This is a genomic window from Streptomyces cirratus, from assembly GCF_014650775.1.
Classification (GTDB): domain Bacteria; phylum Actinomycetota; class Actinomycetes; order Streptomycetales; family Streptomycetaceae; genus Streptomyces; species Streptomyces cirratus.
This window is the reverse complement of sequence record NZ_BMVP01000003.1, coordinates 389909-401679: the sequence shown is the minus strand read 5'-3', so window position 1 is coordinate 401679 and position 11771 is coordinate 389909. Positions and strand designations below refer to the sequence as shown.

The window sequence follows — 11771 nt, the reverse complement described above, 5'->3', positions numbered from 1 at the left end:
TCTCCCGAGCGTGGTGATGGGTTGGAGAGGGTGAGCGGTGTTCCGGCCGCAAGGGGCCGGCCGACCGGCCGTCCGCCGGTCAGGACGGGCCGTGGCGCAGTGGTGTCAGCTGCTCGATGTCGTAGCGCGCCCGCAGTTCCCCGATCGCCGAGGCGTCCGGTGAGGGGTTGGCGTCGAGCAGTTCGAGGAGCTCCTCGAAGTACCGTTCGTGGTCGGGCGGGGGAGAGGCCTGGAAGAACATCCGGGCCGGTTCCCCCGTGGGGTTGGCGAAGGCGTGCGGACAGCCGGGCGGTACGACGATGACCGTCCCCGGGGTCGCCCGGACGACCTGGCGGCCGTCGAGCGACTCCCAGCGTCGCCAGTCGTCGCCGCTGCGCACGCGAGGCTCGAACGCCATCACGTCGAGTTCACCCTCCAGGACGTAGAACAGCTCCTCGCTGCGCGTGTGGAGGTGCGCCCCGACGTCGAATCCGGGGGGTACGACGACCTCGAAGCTGGAGGCGACCCGTGAGTGCTCGCCGGTGACCTTGAAGGTCACCTGCTGGGCGGCGGTGTGCAGGGTGCGGCCGTGCCCCGGCGGCACCAGCAGTCCGTGCCGGGCCAGGTGCGCCGTCACGACCAGGTCACCGGCAGGGCCTCGGGTCCGCGGATGAGCGCTCCCGGCCGCCAGCCCAGTTCGTCCACCGGCACCGCGAACCGCGGGTCGGGGAAACGGTCCAGCAGCGCGTTCACGAGCAGCTCTGACTCCAGTCGGGCCAGCATGTTGCCGGGGCAGAAGTGCGGTCCGTAGCCGAAGGAGACGTGGGCGTTGGGCGTGCGGTCCAGCCGGATCTCGTCGGGGTCGGGGAAGACCTCCGGGTCCCGGTTCGCGGCGAGGTAGGAGACGTACACCGCCTCGCCCGCCCGGATGACCTGACCGGCGACCTCGACGTCCTCCAGCGCGATCCGGGACAGACCGACCGAGTTGCGGTGCGGGATGTAGCGCAGGAGCTCGTTGATGGCCGTCGGCCGCAGGTCCGGTGCGGCGCGCAGCTTGTCCATCAGCTCCGGCCGGGTGAGCAGGATGTACACCATGTTGCCGGTGTTGTTGGTGACGGCCTCTCCACCGATCTGCAGGAGCAGGGCCACCCCCACGGCCTCCTCCTCGGTGACCTCGCCGGCCTCGACCGCCCGGGCGAGCATGCCGATGACATCGCCCGCCTCGCCCGCCTCGCCCGCCTCGTCGGCCTCGCCGCCGTCGACGGTGGCGCCGCGGCCGGCCCGCAGCCGTTCGCCCAGGTAGTCGCACATCCGCGTCTTCGCCTGCTCGCTGCGCTCGGCGCCCTGCGCGGAAGACAGGATCAGGGTGGTCCACTCGTGGACCTTCGGGCGGTCCGGCGCCGGAACGCCCATCAGCTCGCAGACCACCGCGAGCGGGAACGGCGCCAGCAGCCGCTCCGTGAGGTCCGCGGGCGGACCGTCGCGCAAGATCGCGTCGACGAGTTCGTCGAGCATCCGCTGCGCCCTGGTCCGCAGGCGCTCCACCCCCGTGGTGGTGAACGCGGCGGCGACGGTGCGGCGCAGCCGTGTGTGGTCGGGCGGGTCCTCCAGACCGACCGCGCCGGGGGCCGGGATGAAGTGGGGGGCCAGACGGGTGACGTCGTGCTCCATGACCAGCTTGCGGCTGAACCGTGGGTCGTTGGCGACCATCCGCACGTCGTCGTACCGGCAGACGAGCCAGGCCCACCCGCTCCCGTTGGGCAGTTTGATGCGGGTGATCGGCCCCGCGCGCATCAGCTCGGCGAGGACGGGGTCGAAGTCGACCCCGTCCAGGTCCCGGGCGGGCCAGTGCGTGACGGGTGGCCTGGAAGTGGCGGGGCCGTCTCTCAGCATCGTTCGGATTCCTCCCTCACGGGGTCGCCGGCTCCGAAACCCAGCTCCCGATGGAGATCTCGGCGGTGATGCCGGGCCCGAACCCGGCGAGCATGCCCTTCGCGGCATCGGCGGTGCCGTTCTCGTCGAAGAGCCGGCGCAGGGCGTCCAGGACCACGGCGCTTGCGATGTTGCCGTATTCCGTCAGTGTGGCCCGACTGAAGCGGAATGCCTCGGCAGGCACACCGAGGTACTTGCTGAGGTCGTCCAGGATCCTGGGGCCGCCTGCGTGGATGATGTAGAAATCCAGTGCGGCGGCGTCCCACCCGTGCACCTGGGCGAGTCGCTTGAGTGACGGGGCGAGCGGTTCCATCGTTCCCGGAACGCGCCGGTCCAGCTTGAAGTGGAACCCGGTGGCCTTGACGTCGTACATGATCCAGTCCTCCGTCTGGGGGATGATGTACGACGCGTTGCGCTGGAGGTCCACGCCCGTGCCGCCCCGGCCGCGGACGACGGCGGCGCCGACGCCGTCACCGAAGAGGCCGTTGGAGAGCAGGTTGCCGACCTCCAGGTCGCTCGGCTGGTAGCAGAGCGAGCAGAACTCGCAGGAGACGATCAGCGCGTTCGCGTCCGGGTAGGCGGTGCAGAAATCGTGCGCCCGGTTCACCGCCGCACCGCCCGCCGCACACCCCAGCTGGGCGATGGGGAGCTGGATCGTATCGGTGCGGAAGCCCATCGAGTTGATCATCCAGGCGGTCAGTGACGGCATCAGGAAGCCGGTGCACGACACGAAGATGATCAGATCGACGTTCTCGGGACGCAGCTGCGCGTCGTCGAGGGCCGCGCGCACCACCGCCGGTATCCGAGCCTTGGCCTCGGCCTCGTAGACGGCGTTGCGCTGTTCGAGGCCGGGGTGCCGCAAGGTCTCCTCGATGGGTCGCACGATGTGCCGTTTCGCGACGCCGGTGTTCCGGATCAGTCGCAGGGCCAGGTCGAGCTGCGGGTGATCGGCGTGCACGGACCGGGCCAGATCCAGGGTCTGCTCCATGGTGATCACGTGCTCCGGCACGTGCACCGTTGGTCTGCAAAGAGTCGCCACAGTCGGCTCTCCTTTCATTTCCCGACAAGCCTCACGGACCCGTGCCGGTTCTGCTCGTCGGAACGTCCCGCCGCCGATGTGGGCCATTGCGGTGACAGTCGCGGCCGCAGGAAGCGGAGCGAGCCGGTGCCGGGAAGGGATCGTCAGCCGCATTCCCGGCACATCTCGCCTACCAGGAGTGACATCAAGGCTTGGGAGAAAACCATGACGTCAGACCCCGACACGGCCCTCGGGACGCGTCCGGACCCGCCCGCGGACGGGCCGGTGCACTGCTGGAACCTGGATGACCTCGAAGCCCTGGAGTTCGACCCGTTCCTGCACGCCCGGCTCCGGGAGGGCAGGGCCACTCGGGTGAAACTGCCGTTCGGCGAGGGCAGCGCCTGGCTGATGGCGCGCTACGCCGACGTCAAGGCGGCCACGACCGACCCGCGCTTCAGCAGGCAGGAACTGGTCGGGCGCACCATCACCAGCTCCTCGCCGCACGCCATCGCCTCGCAGAAGGCCGCCCTGAACTACGCCGACCCCCCGCGCCTGAACGACATGCGCCGCGTGGTGGCGCGGGCCTTCACCGGCAAGAGCATGCAGCGGCTGCGGCCCTCCGTACAGGCCACCGCCGACCGGCTCCTGGACGAGATGGAGACCCACGGCTCACCCGCCGACCTCGTGGAGCACCTGCACGGCCCCTTCCCGCTCGCGGCCGTCGCCGACCTCCTCGGGATGCCGCAGGACATGCGCGAGGGCATGACCTCATGGGCGAACGTGATCATGACGCCCGGTCCGGCCCCCGAGCGCAGCGCCGACGCGATGAAGACCGTCCGCGACACCGTCGTCGCCCTCCTCGCGCTGCGCCGCGCGGAGCCGGCCGACGAGCCGGGCGAGGACCTCGCCGCCGTCCTGGCGTCGGCCGCCGACGCCGGGGAGATCACCGAGGCGGAGGCCGTCTCCCTCGCCACCGCGATCCTGGTGAGCGGCGCCCACGCGGTGCGCAACAACAGCGCCAACATGATCTACGCCCTGCTCACCCATCCGGAGCACCTCGCCCGGCTGCGCGCCGAACCGGAGATGATCCCGCAGGCCGTCGACGAACTGCTGCGCTACATCCCGCACCGCAGCGGCGTCGGCATCCCGAGGGTCGCCACGAGGGACGTCGAGATCGGCGGGGTCCTGGTCCGCGAGGGGGAGGTCGTCTACTCGTCGTACCTCGCGGCCAACCGAGACCCGGCCGTCTTCCCCGACCCCGACAGGCTGGACTTCGACCGCGGCCCCATCGCGCACATGGCCTTCGGCAACGGGCCCCACCACTGCGTCGGCTCGATGCTGGCCCGGATGGAGTCCGAGATCATCGTCACCACCCTGCTCGAGCGGTACCCGAATCTGGCGTTGGCGGTGCCACCGGAGCAGATGCAATGGCAGCCGGGCGCCCTGATCCGCGGGCCCAAGTCCCTTCCGGTGACCTGGTGATAGGCCGGATCAAGGTGGTCCGCGGCAACCCGGACCACATAGAGCTGGCGGCCCTCACGGCCGCGCTGGTCATGCTGGCGCGCAGCGCCCCCGCGGTCCACGAACACCACCACACCCACCCGCACCACCGTCACCGTCGCCGTGCCCACTGGGACCGCCACTGGCCCCTCGTCCACCCTGCGAACTCCTGGCGTGCCCGGCCCCCGCAGCACAGGGCGGCGCACGACGTGACGGGGACCCGCGTCTGAGCGACGGCACACGGGGGCAACGCCACCGCCGCCCCGACCGCGGTCACCGCACGATCAGGGAGTGCGGGGCGCGCGAGGGGGCCGCGGGCAGGCGCAGGGCGCGGCGGCCCGGGGTGATCGAGCCCAGGACGCGCGGGCCGCGGGCCCCCGTGCAGCGGGGCGCGTTGCCCGGCAGCCCGTGCAGGGTGAGGTAACCCAGCACCGCGAAGGCGTAGGCCTCCTTCGCGGCGGCGGGCAGGCCCAGCTCCTGCGAGGTGCGCAGCGCGGCGGGACCCAGCTCCGCGCGCAGCATCGCCGTCAGCGTCGGATTGCGGACGCCCCCGCCCGAGGCGAAGACCTCCGTGGCCCCCAGCGGGCGCAGCGCGGCGGCGATGGTGGTGGCGGTCAGACGCGTCAGCGTGGTGATGAGGTCCTCGGGCGGGAGAGCGGCGTAGGCCGGGCCGGCCGCCATGCCCCGCACGTAGTCGCGGTGGAAGAGCTCCTTGCCGGTCGTCTTGGGCCAGGGCATCCGGTAGTACGGCTCCGCCAACAGCCGCTCCAGCAACGGCAGGTGCACCCGCCCGGCCGCTGCGAGGGCGCCGTCCTCGTCGAACGGCAGCCGCCCGCGCGTCACCTCCCGCACCGCGGCGTCGATCAGCGCGTTGCCCGGGCCGGTGTCGAAGGCCACCGGGTCACCACCCGACGGGACGACGGTCAGGTTCGCGATGCCCCCGATGTTCAGCGCGGCCGGGACACCGGGCCGTCCGCGCAGCAGCATCAGGTCGACCAGGCTCACCAGCGGCGCGCCCTGGCCGCCCGCCGCCACGTCGCGCGGGCGGAATCCGGACACGACGGGGCAGCCGGCGGCCTCCGCGATCCAGGCCGGCTCGCCGAGCTGGAGCGTGCCGTGCACCCGGCCGTCCTGCGCCCAGTGGTACACGGTCTGGCCGTGCGAGGCGACCAAATCCGCCCGGCCGTCGCACAGTTCGCGGTCGGCACGCACCGCCGTCCGGGCGAAGGCCTGCCCGATCAGCGTGTCCAGGCGGCAGACGTCGGCCATCGTGGTCGCCGCGGGCGGCAGCGCGGCCGCCAGGGCCGCCCGTACGTCGTCGGGGTACGGTTCGCCGACCATCCCCAGCGGTGTCAGGTACAGCGTCCCGTCCTCGGTGCTCAGGTCCGCGGCCGCGGCGTCGACGGCGTCGTACGAGGTCCCCGACATCAGCCCGATCACCCTCATCGCAGCGGCCCCCTGTGGCTATCGCCGCGCAGGGTGGCCAGCGCGGGCGCACTGACGGCGCAGGCCGCGGCGGCGTACCAGGCGGGTACCGAAGCGTCCCCCGTGGCCGCGACGAGGGCGGTGATGACGAGCCCGGCGCAGCCCGCGAACACCGCGTTGGCCAGCGAGTAGGCCAGCCCCAACCCGGTGCAGCGCACGCCGCGCGGGAACATCTCGGCGAGCATGGCCGGTCCCGGCCCCGCCATCAGGCCGACGAGCGCGCCCGCCGCCAGGAGCGAGCCGGCCCGCGCCGCGGGGGAGGGCCCGGGGTCCCGCAGCAGGTGCAGGAGCGGGAAGGCCAGCAGTACGACGGCCAGGGCCCCGCCGAGCATGACCGGGCGCCGGCCGATCCGGTCGCTGAGCTGCCCGGCGGGCAGCACGCAGGCCGCGAAGCCGAGGTTCGCGAGGGCGGTGGCGACCAGGGCCTCGCGCGTCGAGGAGCCCGGCACCGACTGGAGGTAGGACGGCAGGACGACCAGGAACGTGTACCCGGCCGCCGACCAGCCCATGACGCGGGCGACGGCGAGCGCCACGGCGCGCACCGGCCCCTCCTCGCGCCGCATTGCCGCACCGGGGGCCGGAGCCGAGCCTGGTGCCGGCTCCTCCAGGGCCGTACGCAGCCACAGCACGACCCCGCCGAGCGGCAGGGCCAGCAGGAACGGGATCCGCCACCCCCAGGCCTGGAGTGCGGCCGGGGACAGGGCGCAGGCCACGGTGGCGGCCGTCGCCGCGCCCGCGAGCAGCCCGAGGGCGACGGTGAAGGACTGCCACGCCCCGTACAGGCCCCGCCGGCCCGGCGGGGCGGATTCCGTCATCAGCGACACGGCGCCGCCGAACTCCCCGCCGGCCGACAGCCCCTGTAGGACACGCAGCAGGGTGAGGAGCCAGGGCGCGGCGGGGCCGATGACGGCCCGGGTGGGCAGCAGCCCGATCAAGGTGGTGGCCAGCGTCATGAGGCCCACCACGACCACCAGGACGGGCCGCCGGCCGAGACGGTCGCCGAGCCGCCCGAACAGCAGCGCTCCCACGGGGCGGAAGAAGAACGCGAGGGCGAACGAGGCGTAGGTGGCGATCAGCGCCGAGGAGCCGCCCGGCGTTTCCGCCGACGGGGTGAAGAAGTGGGCCGCGATCACGGTCGCGAAGCAGCCGTAGACGCCGAACTCGTACCACTCGACGAGGTTGCCCGCCGAGCCGGCCAGCAGCGCACGACGGGCGCCGGGGCGGGTCGCGGTCGCCGTGCGCAGGGCGGGAGGGGTCACGCGTGCTGCGTGCCCACCGGGCGGGGCCGCGACGCCGGGCGGGGGCCCGGTTCAGCAGAAAGCAGCACCCGCGCCAAAGGCGACCTTATGCCTGGCTGTGTTTGGCGGCTCCTGCCTTATGAAGCCCACCGCCGGAATCCGGGTCGCCGGTACGCGGAGACGGTGGGAGGGTTTGGAGGACGGCGCCGGTGGTGTGGGCCGGGCACAGGGTGCGCCACGCAGTGAACGGAAAGGGTTCGGGCCATGAGCACGTCCGACGCGTTCCGGGCCGAGATCCACAGCACGGAGGCGGATCCGGCGGCCACGGGCGGCCTGCTCGACGTATTGAGCCTTGCCGCGGTGGTCCTGGACGACCGAGGGCGCATCGTGTTCTGGAGCCCCCAGGCCGAGGAGCTGTTCGGCTATTCCGCGCAGGAGGCGCTCGGGCAGCCCGCGGCGGCGCTGCTGGTGTCGCAGGAGAACCGCGACCTGGTCATCGAGCTGTTCACCCAGGTCATGAAGAGCGGCCGGCGCTGGGCCGGGAGCTTCCCCATCCTGCACAAGGACGGCAGCAGCCGCCTGGTCGAGTTCCGCAACATGCGGCTCCAGGACGACCTGGGGGACTTCTACGCCCTCGGCATCGCCACCGACCACCCCACGCTGCGGCGCGTCGAGCGCGACCTGGCCCTGTCCCTGCGGCTGGTCTCCCAGTCCCCGATCGGCCTCGGCGTGACCGACACCGACCTGCGGTACGTCCTGGTCAACCCGGCGCTGGAGCACATCAACGGCCTGCCCGCCTCCGAACACCTCGGCCGGACCATCCGCGAGGCCCTGTCCTTCCTGGACGTGGAGGCCATCGAGTCCTCCATGCGGCAGGTGCTCGCCACCGGCGTGCCACTGCTGGACCAGTACGTGACCGGCCGCACCCCGGTCGACCCCGAGGAACGAGCCTGGTCCGTGTCCTACTACCGGCTCGACGACGCGGCCGGGCACGCGCTGGGCGTCGCCGTCTCCGTGGTCGACGTGACCGAGCAGCACCGGGCCGCCGCCGATGCCGCCCGCGCCCGCCGCCGCCTGGCGGTGGTGGCGGACGCCTCCGTACGCATCGGCACCACGTTGGACCTGGAGCAGACGGCACGGGAGCTGGCCGAGGTGTGCGTACCGCAGCTCGCCGACGTCACCACCGTGGACGTGCTCGACAGCGTCCTGCACGGCCGCCGCACCACCGGCGAACCGAGCGGACCGGCCCGGTTCCGGGCCCTCGCGGTGGTCGCCGCCTACCCCACGGGAGCGGCGCAGGCCACCGACCCGGCGGGCGAGCTCGCCCAGTACGACACCGACCGGGTGATCACCCACTGCGTGAACACCGGGCGCCCCGTCCTCATGGCCCGGGTGAGCGGCCCGGACCTGCGCCGCATCGCCCGGGACGACAACGCAGCCGCGCTGCTCGCCGCGGCGGGAGTGCACTCCTACCTGGCGGTCCCGCTGGTGGCGCGCGGCGAGGTGATCGGCGCCATCGGCCTGATGCGGGCCCGCACGCCCGCACCGTTCGACGAGGACGACGTCACCCTGGCGGTCGAACTGGCCGCGCGGGCGGCCGTCTGTGTCGACAACGCCCGACTGTTCCAGAACCAGCGGCACGCCGCCCTCACCCTCCAGCGCAACCTGCTGCCGCACCAGCCGGCCCACCGGCTCGGCCTGGAGATCGCCCACCGCTACCAGCCGTCCGGGGCCACCAGCGAGATCGGCGGCGACTGGTTCGACGTCATCCCGCTGGCCGACGACAAGACCGGCCTCGTCATCGGCGACGTCATGGGCAGCGGCATCGCGGCCGCCGCCACGATGGGCCAGCTGCGCACCGCCACCCGGACCCTGACCCAGCTCGACCTCGACCCCTCACAGGTCCTCCAGTACCTCGACCAGGCCGCCGCCGGCATGGAACACACCATCACCACCTGCGCCTACGCCGTCTACGACCCCCTGCGCTCCGAATGCCACATCTCCCTCGCCGGTCACCTCCCACCGGTCCTGATGCGCCCGGGCCGGCTCCCGGAACTGCTCGACCTGCCCACCGGCGCCCCCCTCGGGGTCGGTGGCGTCCCCTTCCACACCACCCGGATCGCCCTCGCCCCGGACGACCAGCTGGTCCTCTACACCGACGGGCTCGTGGAGACCCGCGACCAGTCCCTCGACGAACGCCTCGACCTGCTGCTCAGCCTCCTCGCAGGCCCCCACCGCCCCCTGGAGGCCACCTGCGACCTGCTCCTGCGCGCCCTCCGCCGCCCCGGGGACCACGACGACGTGGCCCTCTTGATGGCCCGCATCCTCCCCCTGGACCCCGACCAGCGCTGAACGGCGCCCCGGCGGGCACCTTGCGGCGAGGACCGGTCACGGGGCCGTCGTCAGCGGCAGCTCTCGCAGGGCGTGGAAGCGGAACGTGGTGGTCCAGGGCAGCTGTCCGGCAGGGCGGGCGGTGCGGAGCCCGGGGAACCGATCGAGCAGGGTGCGCAGCGCGAGGGTGATCTGGAGGCGGGCGAGCGGTGCGCCGAGGCAGTAGTGCATGCCCTGCCCGAGGGCGAGGTGGGCGGTGTCCGCGCGGTGGATGTCGAAGCGCTCGGGGTCCGGGTACCGGGCGGGGTCCCGGTGGGCCGAGGCCAGACAGAGCAGCACCGTGTCCCCGGCCGGGATCAGGACGCCGCCCAGCTCGACCGGCTCGGTGGCAAAGCGCCGGATCGTCGTCTGGATGGGCTGGGCGTGGCGCAGGAGTTCCTCCACGGCAGCGGGGAACAGCGCGGGCCGCTCGCGCAACTCGGCCAGCTGCTCGGGGTGCGTGAGCAGGGTGAGCAGGCCGTTCGCGATGACGTGCTGGACGTTCTCGCTGCCGGCCAGGAGGATCAGGAAGGCCAGCGAGACGAGTTCGTCCTCGGTGAGCCGGTCCTCCTCGTCGCGCGCCGCGATCAGGTCGGAGAGCAGGTCGTCGCCGGGCGCGGCGCGGCGTGCTGCCACGAGATCGATGAGGAAGCAGTGGATCCGGCCGATCGCGTCGACGAGTTCCTCGCGCCCGCGGGGCGCGAGCATGCCGGTGACCCAGCCGGAGAACCGGTCCTGGTCGGCGTCGGGCACGGCCAGGAGCGAGCCGATCACGCGCAGCGGGAGCGGCTTGGCGAACCCGGCGACGGCGTCCGCTTCGCCGCGGGCGTCCATCTCCTGCGCCAGCGACGTCACCAGGTCGTCCACGATGCCCTGCACGCTGTCGCGCAGTTGCCCGACGCGGCGCGGGGTGAAGCCGTAGGACACCAGGCGGCGCAGGCGCCGGTGATCGTCCGGATCGATGTTCAGCAGGTTCCGGTCGAGCGCGGACGGCAGGCAGAACCCGGTGTAACCCGTGGTGGAGTGGCGCTTGTTGACGGACAGGCGGGGGTCGGCGAGGCCTTCCCGTACGTCCGCCTCGTGGATGACCAGCCATACCGGGGAGCCGTCGGGCAGGGCGACGTGGTGGACGCGGCCCTCCTCCCGCAGCCGCCGGTACACGGCGTGGGGGTCTCGTGTGAACGCCTCGCCGAACGGCTGGGGGAGGGGTGCCCCTTGCGTCTTCGGGCGGCTGTCCGTGCGCTGCGTCATGCGGTCTCCTCGGGTGTGACCGGGCCGACGGGCCGGCCGTCCATGCCGTCGATCTTGACAGGCGCCGTCCGGGCCCGGGCGCGGGCCCGCTGTTCGGCCGGTAAGCGCCCTACTGCGGCGCGGCCGCGGTCCCTACTATCCGAAGCGGTCCGAACCCGCTCCGCCGTGCGGGCCGGACGTCCCCCACATCAGGCAAGGCCACCGACAACCGATCGGAGCATCATGCCCGGTGTCTTATTCGTGAGCGGTGCGACCGCCGCGCTCCTCGCCGGCTCGGCGCTGGTTACCGCCGCTCCCGCCCCTTTCACCCCGCCGCCCGACAAGATCGTCATCGACGTCGCCTCCGTCAACGGCTCCGGCTGCCCGCTCGGCACCGCCGCGGTCGCCCTCGCCCCCGACCACACCGCCTTCACCGTCACCTACAGCCAGTACCTGGCGCAGGTGGGGCTCGGCTCCCAGCCGACCGACTTCCGCAAGAACTGCCAGATCAACCTGATCGTCCACGTCCCGCAGGGCTACTCGTACGCCGTCGCGAGCGCCGACTACCGCGGTTACGCGCATCTGGAGCGCGGCGCGCGAGCCACGCAGAAGGCGTCGTACTACTTCCAGGGCTCGCCCGACACGGCGAGCAGGACCCACGCGTTCAACGGCCCGCTCGACAACGACTGGCAGGTCACCGACTCCACCGACTGGGACCAGCTGGTGTGGGCGCCGTGCGGTGTGCAGCGCAACTTCAACATCAACACCGAACTGCGCGTCAGCGCGGGCGCCTCGGACCCGGCGAAGACCAACAGCTTCGTCGCCATGGACTCCGCCGACGGTGACATCCGGACCGTCTACCACTTCGCCTGGAAGACCTGCCCCCAGCGCTGACCCCCGTCAGCCGCGTGCGGCGGCCGGGCACCCCGGGCTCGCGTGCCCGGCCGTGCCCGGCCGTCCGCTGCCGGCGGGGGTGGCCGAATCCGGCACAGGGAATTCCGGGCGCCTTGCTACGCGGT

10 protein-coding genes are annotated in these 11771 nt (G+C 72.8%); 4 read left to right on the top strand and 6 right to left on the bottom strand.

What is annotated here, in order from left to right:
- Positions 1-79 precede the first annotated feature (79 nt).
- The 3 genes from IE207_RS11480 to IE207_RS11470 are packed head-to-tail and all read right to left on the bottom strand — an operon-like array spanning position 80 to position 2950.
- A complete protein-coding gene (locus tag IE207_RS11480) occupies positions 80-616 on the bottom strand; it encodes a cupin domain-containing protein (RefSeq protein ID WP_190183978.1) in 537 nt (178 codons plus the stop codon).
- Complete coding sequence (locus tag IE207_RS11475) at positions 613-1872, bottom strand: cytochrome P450 (protein ID WP_190183977.1); 1260 nt, start codon at positions 1870-1872, stop codon at positions 613-615. Before IE207_RS11475 ends, IE207_RS11480 begins: the two co-directional genes overlap by 4 nt.
- A gap of 16 nt (positions 1873-1888) precedes the next feature.
- Positions 1889-2950: a type III polyketide synthase gene (locus IE207_RS11470; protein ID WP_190183976.1), complete on the bottom strand. Its 1062-nt coding sequence runs from the start codon at positions 2948-2950 to the stop codon at positions 1889-1891.
- Positions 2951-3154: 204 nt separating this feature from the next.
- Between IE207_RS11470 and IE207_RS11465 the strand changes: the two genes are divergently transcribed.
- Both IE207_RS11465 and IE207_RS11460 read left to right on the top strand, forming a co-directional pair.
- On the top strand, positions 3155-4411 hold the full coding sequence (locus IE207_RS11465; RefSeq protein WP_190183975.1) for a cytochrome P450: 1257 nt from the start codon (positions 3155-3157) through the stop codon (positions 4409-4411).
- On the top strand, positions 4408-4659 hold the full coding sequence (locus tag IE207_RS11460) for an acyl-CoA carboxylase subunit epsilon (RefSeq protein WP_190183974.1): 252 nt from the start codon (positions 4408-4410) through the stop codon (positions 4657-4659). Before IE207_RS11465 ends, IE207_RS11460 begins: the two co-directional genes overlap by 4 nt.
- Before the next feature lie 43 nt (positions 4660-4702).
- On the opposite strand, the gene IE207_RS11455 is transcribed toward IE207_RS11460, so the two are convergent.
- A complete protein-coding gene (locus IE207_RS11455) occupies positions 4703-5875 on the bottom strand; it encodes an anhydro-N-acetylmuramic acid kinase (protein WP_190183973.1) in 1173 nt (390 codons plus the stop codon).
- Entirely contained in the window at positions 5872-7173 is a 1302-nt protein-coding gene (locus tag IE207_RS11450; RefSeq protein WP_229873648.1) for an MFS transporter, read from the bottom strand. The genes IE207_RS11455 and IE207_RS11450 overlap by 4 nt, the downstream gene beginning before the upstream one ends.
- Positions 7174-7416: 243 nt before the next feature.
- Here IE207_RS11450 and IE207_RS11445 point away from each other — a divergent pair, with 243 nt between their 5' ends.
- Positions 7417-9504, top strand: a complete 2088-nt coding sequence (locus tag IE207_RS11445; RefSeq protein ID WP_190183972.1) for a SpoIIE family protein phosphatase — start codon at positions 7417-7419, stop codon at positions 9502-9504.
- 36 nt (positions 9505-9540) lie between these two features.
- Here IE207_RS11445 and IE207_RS11440 read toward each other — a convergent pair whose 3' ends face one another.
- Positions 9541-10773 (bottom strand): cytochrome P450 family protein, encoded by a 1233-nt coding sequence (locus IE207_RS11440; protein WP_190183971.1) that lies wholly within the window; start codon positions 10771-10773, stop codon positions 9541-9543.
- Positions 10774-10995: 222 nt separating this feature from the next.
- Between IE207_RS11440 and IE207_RS11435 the strand changes: the two genes are divergently transcribed.
- Positions 10996-11646 (top strand): DUF4360 domain-containing protein, encoded by a 651-nt coding sequence (locus IE207_RS11435; RefSeq protein WP_190183970.1) that lies wholly within the window; start codon positions 10996-10998, stop codon positions 11644-11646.
- Positions 11647-11771: the final 125 nt, after the last annotated feature.

Bases quoted from the DNA above. Each gene is read 5' to 3' on its own strand.
- IE207_RS11475 (WP_190183977.1), bottom strand. From the start codon at position 1,872: ATGCTGAGAGACGGCCCCGCCACTTCCAGGCCACCCGTCACGCACTGG.
- IE207_RS11465 (WP_190183975.1), top strand. From the start codon at position 3,155: ATGACGTCAGACCCCGACACGGCCCTCGGGACGCGTCCGGACCCGCCC.
- IE207_RS11455 (WP_190183973.1), bottom strand. From the start codon at position 5,875: ATGAGGGTGATCGGGCTGATGTCGGGGACCTCGTACGACGCCGTCGAC.
- IE207_RS11445 (WP_190183972.1), top strand. From the start codon at position 7,417: ATGAGCACGTCCGACGCGTTCCGGGCCGAGATCCACAGCACGGAGGCG.
- IE207_RS11440 (WP_190183971.1), bottom strand. From the start codon at position 10,773: ATGACGCAGCGCACGGACAGCCGCCCGAAGACGCAAGGGGCACCCCTC.
- IE207_RS11435 (WP_190183970.1), top strand. From the start codon at position 10,996: ATGCCCGGTGTCTTATTCGTGAGCGGTGCGACCGCCGCGCTCCTCGCC.